This window comes from Kocuria sp. CH-021 (genome assembly GCF_049716185.1).
Lineage (GTDB): Bacteria > Actinomycetota > Actinomycetes > Actinomycetales > Micrococcaceae > Kocuria > Kocuria cellulosilytica.
The window spans coordinates 43,387-58,709 of sequence record NZ_JBNAFK010000005.1 but is presented as its reverse complement, the minus strand read 5'-3'; the positions used below and the strand labels follow the sequence as shown (position 1 = coordinate 58,709).

General features: G+C 73.9%; 13 protein-coding genes. 4 read left to right on the top strand and 9 right to left on the bottom strand.

Translation table 11 applies throughout. The annotated features are described in order from the left end of the window. Positions 1-62: 62 nt before the first annotated feature. Entirely contained in the window at positions 63-1,028 is a 966-nt protein-coding gene (pdxS, locus tag ACPYN7_RS05195) for a pyridoxal 5'-phosphate synthase lyase subunit PdxS (protein ID WP_197412676.1), read from the top strand. After that, positions 1,025-1,627 carry a pyridoxal 5'-phosphate synthase glutaminase subunit PdxT gene (gene pdxT, locus ACPYN7_RS05190; protein ID WP_424346913.1) on the top strand — a complete coding sequence of 201 codons (603 nt, stop codon included), beginning with the start codon at positions 1,025-1,027 and terminating at the stop codon, positions 1,625-1,627. The genes pdxS and pdxT overlap by 4 nt, the downstream gene beginning before the upstream one ends. Before the next feature lie 121 nt (positions 1,628-1,748). Here pdxT and ACPYN7_RS05185 read toward each other — a convergent pair whose 3' ends face one another. The 6 genes from ACPYN7_RS05185 to ACPYN7_RS05160 all read right to left on the bottom strand — a co-directional run bounded on the left by ACPYN7_RS05185 (position 1,749) and on the right by ACPYN7_RS05160 (position 8,105). Then, positions 1,749-2,621, bottom strand: coding sequence for a TPM domain-containing protein (locus tag ACPYN7_RS05185; protein WP_424346912.1), 873 nt, complete (start codon positions 2,619-2,621; stop codon positions 1,749-1,751). Positions 2,622-2,757: 136 nt separating this feature from the next. After that, the gene (locus ACPYN7_RS05180) at positions 2,758-3,651 is read right to left on the bottom strand and encodes a universal stress protein (protein WP_424346911.1); all 894 of its coding nucleotides are present in this window, start codon (positions 3,649-3,651) and stop codon (positions 2,758-2,760) included. Positions 3,652-3,703: 52 nt separating this feature from the next. Beyond that, the gene (locus tag ACPYN7_RS05175; RefSeq protein WP_058874145.1) at positions 3,704-4,684 is read right to left on the bottom strand and encodes a universal stress protein; all 981 of its coding nucleotides are present in this window, start codon (positions 4,682-4,684) and stop codon (positions 3,704-3,706) included. A gap of 51 nt (positions 4,685-4,735) precedes the next feature. Continuing rightward, positions 4,736-6,088: an MATE family efflux transporter gene (locus tag ACPYN7_RS05170; protein WP_424346910.1), complete on the bottom strand. Its 1,353-nt coding sequence runs from the start codon at positions 6,086-6,088 to the stop codon at positions 4,736-4,738. A 52-nt stretch (positions 6,089-6,140) separates the two neighbouring features. Further along, the gene (locus ACPYN7_RS05165) at positions 6,141-7,598 is read right to left on the bottom strand and encodes a benzaldehyde dehydrogenase (protein ID WP_058874113.1); all 1,458 of its coding nucleotides are present in this window, start codon (positions 7,596-7,598) and stop codon (positions 6,141-6,143) included. Positions 7,599-7,727: 129 nt separating this feature from the next. Then, complete coding sequence (locus tag ACPYN7_RS05160) at positions 7,728-8,105, bottom strand: RNA-binding S4 domain-containing protein (RefSeq protein ID WP_424346909.1); 378 nt, start codon at positions 8,103-8,105, stop codon at positions 7,728-7,730. Between the two features lie 277 nt (positions 8,106-8,382). On the opposite strand from ACPYN7_RS05160, the gene ACPYN7_RS05155 reads away from it, so the two are divergent. Both ACPYN7_RS05155 and ACPYN7_RS05150 read left to right on the top strand, forming a co-directional pair. Next, the gene (locus ACPYN7_RS05155) at positions 8,383-9,246 is read left to right on the top strand and encodes a transporter substrate-binding domain-containing protein (protein WP_424346908.1); all 864 of its coding nucleotides are present in this window, start codon (positions 8,383-8,385) and stop codon (positions 9,244-9,246) included. Between the two features lie 136 nt (positions 9,247-9,382). Continuing rightward, positions 9,383-11,362: a M13 family metallopeptidase gene (locus ACPYN7_RS05150; RefSeq protein ID WP_424346907.1), complete on the top strand. Its 1,980-nt coding sequence runs from the start codon at positions 9,383-9,385 to the stop codon at positions 11,360-11,362. An 89-nt stretch (positions 11,363-11,451) separates the two neighbouring features. On the opposite strand, the gene ACPYN7_RS05145 is transcribed toward ACPYN7_RS05150, so the two are convergent. The 3 genes from ACPYN7_RS05145 to ACPYN7_RS05135 are packed head-to-tail and all read right to left on the bottom strand — an operon-like array spanning position 11,452 to position 15,292. Further along, positions 11,452-12,972 carry an APC family permease gene (locus ACPYN7_RS05145; RefSeq protein WP_424346906.1) on the bottom strand — a complete coding sequence of 507 codons (1,521 nt, stop codon included), beginning with the start codon at positions 12,970-12,972 and terminating at the stop codon, positions 11,452-11,454. Continuing rightward, complete coding sequence (locus tag ACPYN7_RS05140) at positions 12,969-13,844, bottom strand: universal stress protein (protein ID WP_424346905.1); 876 nt, start codon at positions 13,842-13,844, stop codon at positions 12,969-12,971. The genes ACPYN7_RS05145 and ACPYN7_RS05140 overlap by 4 nt, the downstream gene beginning before the upstream one ends. Next, positions 13,841-15,292 (bottom strand): flavin monoamine oxidase family protein, encoded by a 1,452-nt coding sequence (locus tag ACPYN7_RS05135; RefSeq protein ID WP_424346904.1) that lies wholly within the window; start codon positions 15,290-15,292, stop codon positions 13,841-13,843. Before ACPYN7_RS05135 ends, ACPYN7_RS05140 begins: the two co-directional genes overlap by 4 nt. Between the last annotated feature and the right edge of the window lie 31 nt (positions 15,293-15,323).

The following is a 15,323-nucleotide window of genomic DNA, read 5'->3' as shown; positions in this document are numbered from 1 at the left end:
CCAACAGATTCTATCGATGGTGGACCTGTCGATGGACCACTCCGGAACGGAGGATGGACTCCATGACCGATCTGCAGACCACCCCTGCCCAGACCCCCGCCCACGACACCGCCCGCGGCGCCGCCTCGGACGCGACCCCGCTGACCGGCTCCCCGCTCGTCAAGCGCGGACTCGCCGACATGCTCAAGGGCGGCGTCATCATGGACGTCGTCACCGCCGAGCAGGCCCGCATCGCCGAGGACGCCGGCGCCGTGGCCGTCATGGCCCTCGAGCGCGTGCCCGCGGACATCCGCGCGCAGGGCGGCGTGGCCCGCATGTCCGACCCCGACCTGATCGAGGGCATCCAGGCCGCCGTCTCCATCCCCGTCATGGCGAAGGTGCGCATCGGCCACTTCGTGGAGGCCCAGGTGCTCGAGCACCTGAAGGTCGACTACATCGACGAGTCCGAGGTGCTCTCCCCCGCCGACTACGTCAACCACATCGACAAGCAGCGCTTCACCGTCCCGTTCGTGTGCGGGGCCACCAACCTGGGCGAGGCCCTGCGCCGGCTCGCCGAGGGCGCCGCCATGATCCGCTCGAAGGGCGAGGCCGGCACCGGCGACGTCTCCGAGGCCACCAAGCACATCCGCACCATCCGCGGGCAGATCGCCGAGCTGCAGGCCCTCTACAAGGTCTCCCCCGACGCCCTGTACGTGAAGGCGAAGGAGCTCGCGGCCCCCTACGACATCGTCCTCGAGGTCGCCCGCACCGGGAAGCTGCCGGTCGTGCTGTTCACCGCCGGCGGCGTGGCCACCCCCGCGGACGCCGCCATGATGATGCAGCTCGGCGCCGACGGCGTGTTCGTGGGCTCCGGGATCTTCAAGTCCGGCAACCCCGCGGCCCGCGCCCAGGCCATCGTGAAGGCCACCGCCTACTTCGACGACCCGGAGAAGATCGCCGAGGCCTCCCGCGGGCTCGGCGAGGCGATGGTCGGCATCAACGTGGGCGACCTCCCGGCCCCGCACCGGCTCGCGGAGCGCGGCTGGTGAGTTCCGCGCCCCGCGTCGGCGTCCTCGCCCTGCAGGGCGGGGTCGCCGAGCACGCCGCGATGCTGCAGGAGCTCGGCGCCGAGCCCGTGCTCGTGAAGACGGCCGAGCAGCTCGCCGGGCTGGACGCGATCGTGCTGCCCGGCGGGGAGTCCTCCACCGTGGACCGGCTGCTGCGCCTGTTCGGGCTGCGGGAGCCGCTGCGGGAGGCCGTCCTCGGCGGCCTTCCCACACTGGGCACGTGCGCCGGGCTGATCCTGCTCTCCACGGGCATCGAGGACCCCGCCCCCGGCCAGCAGTCCCTCGGGGTCCTGGACGTCACGGTGGCCCGCAACGCGTTCGGCCCCCAGACGGCCTCCGAGGAGGTCACCCTGGCCTGGGGCGGCGCCGGGGACGTCGTGCGCGCGGCCTTCATCCGGGCCCCCGCGGTGACGCGTGTCGGCGAGGGCGTCGAGGTCCTCGCCCGGCACCGGGGGCAGGTGGTCGCGGTGGCGAGCGGCGCCGTCGTCGGCATCTCGTTCCACCCCGAGCTGACCGGGGAGACCACGGTCCACCGGCACCTGCTCTCCCTCGTGGCCGCCCGGCGCGGCCTCCCCGCCTGAGCGGTCCCGCTTCGCCGAGCGGTCCCGCTTCGCTGAGCGGTCCCGCTTCGCCGAGCCGTTCTGCCCCGGCCGGCCGGCTCCGCCCCGCACGCGGGGGCGCACGCCCCCGCGCGCGGGGTGCTCAGTAGCTTCCGGACGCCCCGCCGCCGGTGAAGCCGCCGCCCCCGCCGAACGAGGAGCCGCCCGGTCCGTCCCCGCCCGTGCCTCCGCCCGGGCCGCCGGAGTACAGCCCCGGGTTGGCCAGGTAGAGCGGCAGCCAGACGGCGGGGTTCGTCACGGCGTCCTGCTTGCGGTGGTGGCAGCGGTACTTCCGGTAGGCCTCGCGCTGCTCCTCGGTGAGCCGCAGCCCGGGGTCGCGCTGCCCGGCCGCCCGGAGCTCCTCGTCGGCGATCCGACGCCGGCGGCGGAGGTCTGCGACGATCCACCACGCCACCAGCGCTATGACCAGGCCGAAGCCGCCGACGACCCAGCCGAGCAGGGCCCAGTCGAAGGGCTCCTGCGGCGGCTCCCCGCCCTGCGCGTAGGTGTAGATCTGCTCGACGGCCCCGTTCAGGCCCTGCGCGTAGCGCCCGTCCGCGAAGGCCGGCGCCAGCACGTCGTCGACCACCCGCTGCGCCTCGTCGTCCGAGAAGGCCTCGCGCACCCCGTCCGCCGACTCGATCCGCAGCTCCCGGTCCTCGGTGGCGGCAACCACGAGCACGCCGTTGTCCGCCCCGGCGTCGCCCACCTCCCAGGCCGCGGCGACCTCGCGGGCGTGGTCCTCGATCGACCCGGCCGTCTCCTCCACGGTGAGCACGGCGACGCGGGCGGCGTCCGTGCTCGCGTTGCGGTCCTCGATCAGGGCGTCGAGCTCCTGCTCCTGCGCGTCGGTCAGGACGCCGGCCGCGTCCAGCACGTTGGACCCGGCGGGCGGGTCCGGGACCTCCACCGGGGCCGAGCACCCGGTGAGCGCGGCGAGGACCAGGGCGGTCCCGGCGAGTCCTCTGCGGTCCACGGTGCGCCCCCCTCCGTCCGCGGCGGGTCCGCGGGCTCGTCCTCAGGATGGCCCGGCGGCCCCGGTCCGGAGAACCTCCGGGAGGAGGAGTTCCGCGGCCGTCCCGGGCCGGGCGCTCCTCCTGCGGGCGGACCGGTCAGTCCTTCCTGCGGTTCGGGACCACCATCACGGGGCCCTCGCCCTCGTTGAGCACGGCCTGCGAGACGGAGCCCATGAGCAGTCCCCGGAACCCGCCGTAGCCGCGGCTGCCGACCACCACGAGCTCCGCCGACCGCCCGGCCTCCACGAGCTGGTCCGCGGGCGTGCCGGAGAAGACGAACGTCCGGACGTCCAGGTCCGGGTGGTCCTCCCGGACCGACGCCGCGACCTGGTCCACGAGCCCCTGGGCGGGCTCGGTGAGCTGCTCGCGCACGGCCCGGTCCAGGTCGGCGGAGCCCGTCGGCATGCTCAGTGCCTCCGGGACCACGGTGATCAGCGCCAGGCCCGCGCCGTGCCGTACCGCGTACCGTCCGGCCGCCAGCACGGCCGGGTTGTCCCGCCCGAGCCGGTCCACGCCGACCACCACGCGGCCGGCGAAGGGCCCGGCCGTGCCCTGGGCGGCCCTCGCCTCCGGGTCCCAGCGGTCCGGGAGGACGATCACGGGGCACTTCGCGTGCGCGGACGCCGCGGCCGTGACCGACCCGAGGCGTCCGCGCACGCCGCGGCGCCCGCGCCGGCCGAGCACCAGGGCCGCGGCGCCCTCCGCCTCGTGCACCAGGACCCCGGCCGCGTCACCGCGCTCGACCACGGCGACCGCCGGGACGCCGGCGTCCCGGGCCCGGGTGACGGCGGTGCCGGCCAGCTTGTCCGCCTCCTCCTCGATCGCCTCCAGGAACGGCCCGTAGAGACTGGGGTCCACGGCCACGGGCCGCCCCATGGAGACCACCACCTTGAGCTCGCCGCCGAGGGCGGCGGCCTCCCGGACGGCCCAGTCCAGGGCCCGCTCGCTGTTCTCGGACCCGTCGTAGCCGACGACGATCTGCTCCGTCATGTGCCGCTGCTCCCTGTGCTCGCCGTGGGGGTGTGGTGCCGGGAACGCCCGCTCAGGGGCGGTGCGCGGGCACGACCATGACCGGGCCGGTGGCGTTCTCCAGCACCGCCTGGGACACCGAGCCGAGCAGCAGTCCCCGGAAGCCGCCGATGCCGCGGGAGCCCACCACGACCAGGTCCGCGGAGTGCGTGGCGTTCATCAGGATGCGGCCCGGGCGGCCCACGAAGATGTGGTGCTCCACCGTCAGCTCGGGGTGCTCGGCGGCGATCTCGTCGGAGATCTCGGTGAGCTTCCGGTCGGCCTCGTGGAAGTACCGCGCCTGGTTGAACTCGTCCTGGAACCAGGCGGGCGTGCCGGACAGGGCACCGTTCACGGAGACCAGCGCCAGGGACTTGCCGTGCTCCTGGGCGTACGCCACGGCCTTCCCCAGCGCGGGGCTGCGCGAGCCGAGGGCGTCCAGGCCCACGACCACCCGGCCGGTGAAGTCGATCTCGTCGGCCTTGACCGGGCCCTCGGCCTCGAGCGCGAAGTCGCCCGCGCTGCCCCCGCGCCGTTCGGAGTGCCGGCTCTCCGCGGCCTCGGGGACGATGATGACCGGGCTCTTGGCGTGCGCCGCGACGGCCGCGGACACCGAGCCCAGCCGGCCGCGCAGCGCGCCGCCGCGCCCGCGCTTGCCCATGACCACGAGGGCGGCCTCGCCCGACTGCTCCACGACGGCCTTGGCGGCGTCCCCGGCCGCCTCGACGACCTCGACGGGCAGCCCCGCCTGTTCCACGGCTTGCCGGGCCTCGGCCAGGTGCTCGGCGTTCTCCTTCATCACGGCCTCGGTGAACCGCATCTCGAGCCCGGGGTCCCCGACCCCGATGACCGGGTAGGCGCCCAGCAGGCGCACCGTCAGGTCCTGGGCCCGGGCCTCGTCGATGGCGCGCTCGAGCGCGTGGCGGGCCTGGTCGGAGCCGTCGATGCCGACGAGCACCACGTTGTGCCCGGAGTCGGCGGCGGACTGGTTCTCTGCACGGGAATCACTGTTCATAGTGGCATCGTAGGTGATCCGCCCCACATCCCCCGGGTGCGCCCCCGCTTGTTACCGAGCGTTCCTGAGCAGCCAGGAGTCGCCGCGGGCACGCAGCCCCAGGGTCAGGGCGCGGGCCCCGAGGTACCCGCCGGCGTAGGCGGCCCACAGCCACACGAACCCTCCGGTCCCCGACCCCGCACGGAGCGCGACGAGCACCAGCAGCGGGGCGTAGACCGCGAGGTTGAGCACCCCGGCCACCGCGAGGTAGCGGGCGTCCCCGGCCCCGATGAGCACGCCGTCCAGGACGAAGACGTAGGCGGCCAGCGGCTGGCCGACCGCCACCACCAGCAGCCCCGCCGCGAAGAGGGCCTGCACCGCCGGGTCGGGGCTGAGCAGGAACCCCAGCCGCGTGCCGACCAGGGCCACGAGGAGACCGGTCAGCACGCCGAAGCCGAGCCCCCACAGGACCAGCCGGTCCATCAGCGCCCGGACCGCCCGGCGCTGCGCGGGGTCCCCGACGTCCCGCGCCCCCATGTCCCGGCCCAGCAGGGCCTGTGCGGCGATGGCGAGGGCGTCCAGGGCGAACGCCAGGAAGTTGAACACCGTCATCACGAGCTGGTGCGCCGCGAGGTTCTGCGCCCCCTGTCCGGTGACCACCAGGACGGTCGCGAGGATGGCCACCCGCAGGGACACGGTGCGGAGCATGAGCCAGGAGCCCACCGCGAGGTGCGAGCGCAGCCGCGGCCACGTGGTCGGGGCCCCCACGCCGTGCTCGCGGGCGAGCCGGCGGAGGATCCGGAGGTAGGCCAGGGCCATGGCCCACTGCACGGCGCTCGTGCCGATCGCCGCGCCGGCCACGCCCAGGCCCGCGCCGTGGACGAGCAGGAGGTTGAGCCCCGCGTTGGCCGCGGCCCCGATCCCGGCGATGAGCAGCGGCGTCCTGGTGTCCTGGAGCCCGCGGAGCACGCCGGTGGCCGCGAGCACCAGGAGCATCGCGGTGAGCCCGGGCAGGGACCAGTGCAGGTAGACGACGGCGTGCTCGAGGACCTCGCCGCGCGCGCCCATCAGCGCCAGCAGCGGGCGGCCCGCCGCCCAGCCCGCCGCGGACAGGAGCAGGCCGAGTCCCGCGGCCACCCACAGCCCGTCCCGGCCCACCGCCACGGCCTCGTGGAGCCGGCCCGCGCCGAGGTGCCGGGCGACCGCCGGGGTGGTGCTGTAGGCGAGGAAGACCATGAGCCCCACGACCGTCTGCAGCACGGCCGCCGCCACGCCCACGCCGGCGAGCTGGGGCGTGCCGAGGTGGCCGACGATGGCGGAGTCCGCCAGCAGGAACAGCGGCTCGGCCACGAGCGCCCCGAAGGCGGGGACCGCCAGGGCCAGGATCTGCCGGTTGAGGCCGCGGGGGCGGGAGGTCGTGGTCACCGGTCCAGGCTACCGACGACCTCCCGTCCCCGCTGCCCGGAGGGGGCGGCGCTCAGAAGGGGTAGTGCGGGACGTCCGGGCTGATCGTGATCCACTGCGTCTCGGTGAACGCGTCGATGTTGGCGGTGGGTCCGCCGAACCGGGAGCCGGTGCCCGAGGCGCCCATGCCGCCGAAGGGGGCGTTGGCCTCGTCGGCGACCGTCATCTCGTTGATGTGGATCTTGCCGGAGCGGATCCGGTCGGCGATCTTCATGGCCTCGCCGACGTCCCCGATGATGGACACCGAGAGGCCGTACTCGGAGGCGTTGGCGAACTCCACCGCCTCCTCGGCGCTGGACACCTTCATCACGGGGGCCACCGGGCCGAAGATCTCGTCCTTCCAGGCCGTCATCTCGTGGGTCAGGTCGGCGAGCACCGTGGGCCGGTAGAACAGCCCGTCGTGGGAGCCGCCGGCGACCACCCGGGCGCCGGCGATGGCGGTCTCCTGCACGATCGCGTCGATGGACTTGAGCTGGCGCTCGTCGATGATCGGGCCCAGGTGCACGGGCCCCTCGGCGGGATCCCCGACCACCAGCGCCTCGGCCTTCGCCGCGAGCTTGTCCACGTACTCGTCGTGCAGGTCCTCGTGCACCAGGTGGCGCCCGGTGGTCATGCAGATCTGGCCCTGGTGGAAGAAGGAGCCCATCGCCCCGACCCCGGCGGCCAGGTCCACGTCCGCGCCCGGCAGCACGATGACCACGTTGTTGCCGCCGAGCTCCAGGTGGGCCCGCTTGAGGTGCTGCGCCGCGGCGGCGCCCACGTGCCGTCCCGCCGCGGTGGACCCGGTGAAGGACACGACGTCCACCTGCGGGGCCTCGACCGTGGCGGCCCCCACGTCGCCGCCGCCGGGCAGCAGCTGCAGGACCCCGGGCGGCAGCCCGGCCTCCTCGAACACGCGCATGATGAGCGCGCCGCCCGTGACCGAGGTGCGGGGGTCCGGCTTGAGCAGCACCGCGTTGCCCAGAGCGAGGGCGGGGGCCACGGAGCGGATCGAGAGGATCAGCGGGAAGTTGAACGGCGAGATGACCGAGACCACCCCGGCCGGCACCCGGCGGGACAGCGACCAGTGCGGCGCGTCGGAGGGCAGGTACTCCCCGTGCGGATGGGTCGGCAGCGCGGAGGACTCGTAGCACTCCGCGGCCGCGACCGAGGCCTCCAGCCCGGCCTTGGGCTGGATCGCCCCGGTCTCCCGGACCACCCAGTCCATGACCTCCTCGGCGTGCTCCTCGAACAGGAGGCCGGCGCGGCGCAGCACCGCGGCGCGCTCGGAGGGCTTCAGCGCCGCCCACTCCTTCTGGGCCGCCGCGGCCTTCTCCGCCGCCTCGTACACGTCCTCGGGGGACGCGAAGCCGATCTGCCCCAGCGTCTCGTCCGTCGACGGGTTCGTGACGTCCTCGGTGCCGCCGCGGCCGTCGCGCCACCCGTTGACGTAGATCTTTCCGGTCCACACCGATGTGTCCAGCAGTGCCATGGGTCGAACTCCTCGGGTTCCGGCCGCGGGTCGGACCACCGGACGGCGGGGTGACCCACGGCACACGTGCAGTGGGGATTATTCTGCGCCTTCCTGGGAGCCGGCCCGGAGCCGGGCGCGCCGGGGCCCTCAGAGACCCCGGAGGCGGTCCATCTCCCGGCGGTCCTTCTTGGTGGGCCGGCCGGCGCCCCGGTCCCGCCGCGGGACGGCCGCGTGCAGCGCGGGGGGCGGGGGCGGGCTGTGGTCCACGTAGGCCTTCGCGGCCACCGGGGCCCCGACGCGCTTGGTCAGCAGCTGCACCACCTCCAGGACCTGCTCGTGGCCGGGGCGGCGCACGGCCACCCGCTGGCCGGGCCGCACCGGCTGGGCGGCCTTGACCGAGGTCCCGTCGATCTTCACGTGCCCGGCGCGGCACGCGGCCGTCGCGGCGGAGCGGGTCTTGAACACGCGCACCGCCCACAGCCACACGTCCACGCGCACGCTCGCGGGCGCCGGAGCCGCCGTCATCGCCCCTCCTCGGGAGCCGGTCCCAGGTCGTCGTCGATCGGAGTCATGGGCTCCATTGTGCCGAAGCCGTGCCGGCCCCGGGCACCGGGCGGCTTCCGCGGGCCCGCGCCCCGTCGTCGCGAGCGCGGCACGGGGAATTAGCTACCGACCAGTGGTGCGCGACACACCGGGAGCACGACAGCCCCTACACTGAGGCTCATTCAGCGGTGGGCCGCACCGGAGCACGACCCCGCGCACGGACCGGCGGCCGGCCACCTCCCGAGGGAAGGACAGATCCATGAAGAGCAGGTTCCACGGGGCAGCGACCCTGTCCGTGCTGGCCGTCTCCGCGCTGGCCCTGAGCGCGTGCACGAGCACCGGAGGGGGCGAGGAGGCCTCCGGCGGGGGCGAGAGCGGGGGCGAGAGCGGGGGCGAGGTCAGCCTGATCAGCCCGGGAACCCTCACGGTCTGCTCGGACATCCCCTACGCCCCCTTCGAGTACGTCGAGGACGGCGAGACCGTGGGCTTCGACATCGACCTGGTCAACCGGATCGCCGAGGACCTCGGCGTGGAGACGAACGTCATCACCACGCCCTTCGAGGCCATCGAGACCGGCTCCGCGCTGGACACCGACCAGTGCGACCTCGCCGCGTCCGGCATGACCATCAACGAGGAGCGCGAGTCGGTGATGGACTTCTCCGACCCCTACCTCGAGGACAACCTCGCCCTGCTCGTGGCGCCGGACTCCGGCATCGAGTCCGTGGCCGACATCGAGGGCCAGCGCGTGGGCGCGCAGCAGGCCACCACCGGCGAGGACTACGCCCGGGACAACGGAGCGGACGTCGTCCAGTACGAGACCTCCTCGCTGATGATCCAGGGGCTCAACACCGACGACGTCAAGGCCGTGCTCGGCAACATCTCCGTGACCGGCCCCGCCATCGCGGACAACCCGGAGCTGCGGCTGGTCGAGGAGATCGAGACCGGCGAGCAGCTCGGCCTGGCCGTGAAGACCGGCAACACGGCCCTGCTGGAGCGGGTGAACGAGTCGCTGGCCGCCATGGAGGAGGACGGCACCCTCGACCAGCTCAAGGCCGAGTGGCTGGGCACCGCGGACTCCGAGGGCACGGACTCCTCGGCGAGCCCGGAGCCGGCCGCGAGCTGATCCGCCGCACCCGCCGGACGGGTGTGACGAGCGCCACGGACGCCGTGGCCCGCGCGAGGCGGGCCACGGCGCCGCCGTCCGTAGGCTGGGGCGAGGCGGACCGCGCCGCCCCGCCACGACGACAGGGGAAGCTCCCGTGACCACCGTCTCCGGCCTCGAGCTGCAGCACGTCCACCCCGGGGTCCGGCCCCAGGACGACCTGTACCGCCACGTCAACGGCGGCTGGATCGAGGCGCACGAGCTCCCGGCGGACCGCGCGTTCGACGGCGCCTCCGCGATCCTCGCCGACCTCAACACGCGGCGGGTGCACGAGATCGTGCAGGAGGCCCCGGCCGGGTCCCGGATGGCCGCGCTGCACCGCTCCTTCCTCGACGAGGACGAGATCGAGCGCCGCGGGCGGGCCGCCCTGGCCCCGGACCTCGCGGTGCTCGACGCCGCCCGGGGCAAGGAGGGGCTCGCCCGCGCCTCGGCCGCCCTGCACCGCACCGGCGTGGACGGGCCGCTGTCCTTCTTCGTGGAGAACGACTCCCGGGACTCGTCCCGCTACTCCTTCTTCCTCCGCCAGGACGGGCTGTCCCTGCCCGCGGACAGCTACTACACGGACCCGCTGCACGAACGGCTGCGCACGGCGTTCACGGCCCACGTCGCGGCGATGCTGGAGCTGGCGGACCTGCCGGCGCGCTGGGGCGTGCCCGCCGGGGACGCCGCGGCGACCGTGCTCGCCATGGAGACGCAGCTCGCCGCCGCCCACTGGGACACCGTCTCGGCGCGCGACGTCGAGGAGATGTACAACCCCGTGGACCTGCCCGGCCTGGAGGCCATGGCGCCGGGATTCCCGTGGACGGCGTGGCTCGAGGGCACCGCCCCGGAGCGCGGCGCGGGCATCTTCGACCGGGTCATCGTCCGCCAGCCCTCCTTCGCGGCGGGGCTGGGCCTGCTGTGGCAGGAGTGGTCGGAGGAGCAGATCCGGATCTGGCAGTCGTGGCGGATCGTGTCCAAGCGCGCCCCGTTCCTGCCCCGGGCCTTCGTCGAGGAGAACTTCCGCTTCTACAGCACCGCCCTGTCGGGGATCACCCGCCCCCGCGAGCGGTGGAAGCGGGCCGAGTACCTGGTCACCCGGGTCCTGGGCGACGACGTGGCGCGCGACTACGTGGCCCGCTGGTTCCCGCCGGCGCACAAGGCCCGGGTGGAGCAGCTCGTGGCGCACCTGCTCGCCGCGTACCGGGAGCGGATCTCCCGGCTGGAGTGGATGTCGGAGGCCACCCGGGCCCGCGCCCTGGAGAAGCTGTCCACGTTCACGGTCAAGGTCGGCTACCCCGGGTCCTGGCGGGACTACTCCTCCCTGCAGCTGGATCCGGCGGACCTGCTGGGCAACGTCCGGGCGGGGCTGGCGCTGGAGCACGACCGCACGGTCGGGAGGATGGGCACCCCCGTGGACCGGGGCGAGTGGTTCCTCTACCCGCACTGGGTCAACGCCTACTTCCACCCCGTGCTCAACGAGGTGGTCTTCCCGGCGGGGATCCTGCAGCCGCCGTTCTTCGACATCGAGGCCGACGACGCCGTGAACTACGGGGCGATCGGCTCCGTGATCGGCCACGAGATCGGCCACGGGTTCGACGACCAGGGCGCCAAGTACGATTCCCGGGGCCACCTGGAGAACTGGTGGACCGACGAGGACCGCGCGGAGTTCGCCCGGCGCACCGCCGCGCTCGTGGCCCAGTACGACGGCTGCACGCCGCGCGGGCTGGACCCGGAGCGGCACCACGTCAGCGGGGCCTTCACGGTGGGCGAGAACATCGGGGACCTCGGCGGGCTGGAGATCGCGCTGGTGGCCTACCGGATGTCCCTGGCCGAGCGGGGCCTGGACCAGGACAGCGCGCCGGTGCTCGACGGGCTGACCGGCGCGGAGCGCTTCTTCTACGCCTACGCGGCGCTGTGGCGCTCGACCGCCCGGGAGCAGGAGCTGGTCAACCGGCTGGCCACCGATCCGCACGCCCCGGACGAGTTCCGCTGCAACCGGGTGGTGCAGAACATGTTCGCGTTCCACGACACCTTCGGCACCCGGCCCGGGGACGGTTTGTGGCTGCCCCCGGAGGACCGCGTGAACATCTGGTGACCCTCCCCCTCCCCCTTGCGCGAGATGGCAGCTGACGGCGAGCGGAGCAGCCACGGTCGCCGTCAGCTCCCATCTCGCGAGGCGGGGAGTCAGTCCAGGACGGGCAGCTCGGTGGTCTCGAAGCGCTCCCGGAAGAACGCAGGATTGCGCCGGTACTGCACGAGCATCACCGCGACGCCGAGCAGCAGGATGCCCACGCCCAGGAGGAACACGAGGCCCACGCCGCCGATCTGCGAGCCGGAGCCGTACTCCGGGTCCATCGAGTCGTAGGCCGTCTGCCCGAAGAACACCAGCAGCAGGATCCCGCCGAGCAGCGGCGCGAGGAACTTGGTGAACACGTTCTTCGCGCCCCGGAAGGCCTCGCGCCGGAAGTACCAGACGCAGGCCAGGGCGGTGACCCCGTAGTAGAAGCAGACCATCATGCCGAGGGTGGTGATGGTGTCCCAGAGGACGTTCTCCGAGACCACGCGCATCACGGCGTAGAAGCCCGCGGAGATCACGGCCGCCGCGACCGTCGCGTAGCCCGGGGTCTGGTACCGCGGGGTGACCCGCGCGAACTCCGGCGGCAGCGCACCGTAGTAGCCCATGGCCAGCATCGTGCGGGCCGGGGAGACGAACGTGGACTGCAGGGAGGCCGCCGAGGAGGACAGCACCGCGAGGGACATCAGGATCGCGAAGGGACCCATCACGGGGCCCGCGAGCGCCGCGAAGATGTTCTCCTGGATCTCCTCGTTGCCCATGCCCAGCCCCTGGTCGGAGACCCCGGAGAACGTGAGCACCGCGAGGGCGATGGTCAGGTAGAGGGCGACGATCACGAAGATGGTGGTCACGGCGGCCTTGCCCGGGGTGGTGGCGGCCCCCTTGGTCTCCTCGTTGATGGTGAGCACCACGTCCCAGCCCCAGTAGACGAACACGGACAGGGACACGCCCGCCGCGAACGCGGAGAAGGACTCGACGCCGAACGGATTGAACCACTCGGCGCGCACGGTCAGCCCCTCGTAGGCGGTGCCGGCGGCCACGTGGCCGAAGGCGGCGAACGAGAACCACAGGAGCACGACCGCCTGGAACGCCACGAGCACGTACTGGAACGCCTTGGTGGTCTCCATCCCGCGGTAGGAGATCCAGGCGGCCAGGGCCACGAACACGAGGCACGTGGCCACGTTGACGGGCACGTTGCGCGTGAGCTCCGCGATGGCGGCGTTGCCGGTGAGCTGGGCGAGGGCCAGGTAGAGGAAGTCCACGGCCACGCCCGCGAGATTGGAGAGCCCCAGGATGGTGGCGGCCAGCAGGCCCCAGCCGCCCATCCAGCCCAGCCACGGCCCGAAGGCCTTGGAGCCCCACGTGAAGGTGGTGCCCGAGTCCGGCATGGCCCGGTTGAGCTGCTGGTAGCCGAGGGCCACGAGCAGCATGGGGAGGAAGCCCACGAGGAAGATGGCCGGCAGGGAGGTGCCGACCTCCGCGGCGGTGGGCCCCAGGGCCGCGGAGAGGGTGTAGGCCGGGGCGATGCAGGAGACGCCGATGACCACGGAGCCGAGCAGCCCCACGGCGCCCTTGCTGAGTCCCTTGTCGGTGCCGGTGCGCGCCGGCGCCTCGATGTCGGATGTGCTCATGACGCGTCCTCCTCGGTGCGGTCCGGGCGCGGCACGACGACCATCGGCACCGGGATGTGCTTGAGCAGCCGTGCTGCGGTGGTGCCCAGGAAGGTCTGCCGCCCCTGGGCCAGGCGGGACGAGCCGATGAGCAGGAGGCCGCCGGGAGACCAGTCGACGTCCTGCGCGGCCTTCTTGAGGGTGCGCCCGGTGGCGACCCGCACGCTCACGGGCCGGGTGCGGCGGACCTCGTCCGCCGCGGCCTCGAGGTGCTCCTCGACCCGCCGGCGGACCTGCTCGGCCGCGCCCGGGTCCGCGGCCTCGCCCTCGAGGAAGGAGATCAGCTCGAGCTCGAGCCCGGAGTGCTCGACCGCCCGGACGGCCTCCCGGATGACCTGGTGCGCGCCGGGGCGGGTGCCCACGGCGGCGGAGAGCCGGGTGAGCGGGACGTCCCCGGCATACCGGCGCGGGGCGAGGGCCACGGGCACGGGCGAGCTGTGCAGCAGGGCGCTGACCACGGGCCCGGCCGAGAAGCGTCCCGCCCCGGTGCCGGCGCCCACCACGATCAGCTGCGCGCCGAGCTCCTCGGCGGCCCGGAGGAGGCCCGCGGCGGCGGAGCCGTCCTCCCGCAGGTGCGTGCGGACCGTGACGCCCTCCGGCACGAGCTGCGCGGCCTCCTCGAGCCACGTGCGGGCCTGGTGCCGCACGACCGGGGCGATGTCCCCGACCGGCGGGTAGACCTGCTGGTAGGGGCTGTCCGCGCGCAGCACGAGCACGATCTCCAGCTCGGCCCCGAAGGCCCGGGCCATCGCCCCGGCGAGCCGGACGGCGTCCTTGCTGGGCCGGTCCCCGTTGTAGCCGACGACGCAGCGCCCCGGACGGTCGCCGGTCACCGCCCGGCTCCGTGCATCGCGGCGACGGGCGCGGCGCCGGCGCCGAGGATCTCGGCGGCGGCGAGCCGGCCCTGGCGCAGGGCGCCGTCGACGTGCTGGTAGCCCTCGGCGGCGAGGTCGGAGCAGGCCCAGCGGATCGGCCCCACGGGGGTGCGCTGGTGGGCGCCGTAGCGGTGCAGCCCGCCGAGGTCGTAGCTGGCGGCGTAGGCGCCGCGGGTCCACTCCTCGGAGCCGAAGTCCGACTCGTAGTAGACCACCGGGTGCAGGGCCTCCTCCCCGAGGTAGCGGGCGAGGGACTCGAGGACCAGCCGCCGGCGCTCCTCGGCGGGCAGGCGGAAGACCTCGTCGGCCTTCTCGTCCGAGACGAAGCCGACCAGGGTGCCGCGGGGGTCCCCGTGGTTGGTGTTGTCGTAGACCTCCTGGGACAGCTCGTGGGCGCCGAAGCCGGTGCCGGAGAGGCCCATGTCCCGCCAGAAGGGCGTCTCGTAGACGGCGTGCACCTTGATCACGAGGCCCAGGGACTGGTGCTGGTGCATCTGGTGCTGCAGCCGCGGCAGGGGCGGCTCGAAGGAGATCCGGGAGTAGAGGTTCGGGGGCACGGCCACGACCACGTCGCGGGCGACCACGGTGAGCCGGTCGGACCAGACGGTGACGGGGGTGCCGGGGACGTGCTCGGCGTAGGTCCCGTCGTTCCCGGCCCACCGGATGGTGCGCACCGGGGTGTCGAGGAACACGACGTCGGGCCCGAGCTCGGCGGCCATCGCCTCGGAGACGGACTGCATGCCCCCGACCACGCGCCGGTCGAGGATGAAGTCCTCGTCCACGAGGTTCGAGAAGGATCCGGCGGAGGCGGCCATGAGCACGGCCTGCAGCGTGGAGAAGGCGTGCGCCGGCTTGGTGAGCATCCCGCCGGCCACGAAGATCCCGATGTTGTTGCAGGCGGCCTCGTCGTCGGAGTGCTGCCGCAGCCAGTGGTGGAAGGAGACGGTGTCCAGCTCCCGGGCCGCCGGGTGCGCCCACGGCTCGGCGGCGCCGATCTGCTCGACCAGCCCGTCCAGGAGCGCGACGAGCTTCGCCATCTCGGCGGTCGTGGACTCCCCCGCCGGGAACATCGAGCCGGTGTAGGTGTGGCGGGTGCCGTCCGGGGCCAGGTAGACGGACTCGCCCTCGCGGTAGCGCTGGTAGGTCTGCAGGCCGAGCTCGTCCACCAGCGCCAGCAGCTCGGTCTGGTCCGGGGAGATCCACTGCCCGCCGACCTCCAGGAACGCCCCGTCCACGGTCTTCGACCAGGTCCGTCCGCCCACGCGGTCACGGGCCTCGAGGACGGCCACGGACCTCCCGGCGGCGGCCAGGCGCCGGGCCGCCATCAGTCCGGCGGGGCCGGCGCCGACGACGACGACGTCGCGCTCGATCGCCGTCCGGCTGCCCAGGGTGCGTTGATCGGTCACTGTGCTCTCCTTCACGCTAAAATGAACTTCT

Coding starts and splice junctions, on each gene's coding strand:
- ACPYN7_RS05165 (WP_058874113.1), bottom strand. CDS start 7,598: ATGGCACTGCTGGACACATCGGTGTGGACCGGAAAGATCTACGTCAAC.
- ACPYN7_RS05155 (WP_424346908.1), top strand. CDS start 8,383: ATGAAGAGCAGGTTCCACGGGGCAGCGACCCTGTCCGTGCTGGCCGTC.
- ACPYN7_RS05160 (WP_424346909.1), bottom strand. CDS start 8,105: ATGACGGCGGCTCCGGCGCCCGCGAGCGTGCGCGTGGACGTGTGGCTG.
- ACPYN7_RS05180 (WP_424346911.1), bottom strand. CDS start 3,651: ATGACGGAGCAGATCGTCGTCGGCTACGACGGGTCCGAGAACAGCGAG.
- ACPYN7_RS05145 (WP_424346906.1), bottom strand. CDS start 12,972: ATGAGCACATCCGACATCGAGGCGCCGGCGCGCACCGGCACCGACAAG.
- ACPYN7_RS05175 (WP_058874145.1), bottom strand. CDS start 4,684: ATGAACAGTGATTCCCGTGCAGAGAACCAGTCCGCCGCCGACTCCGGG.
- pdxS (WP_197412676.1), top strand. CDS start 63: ATGACCGATCTGCAGACCACCCCTGCCCAGACCCCCGCCCACGACACC.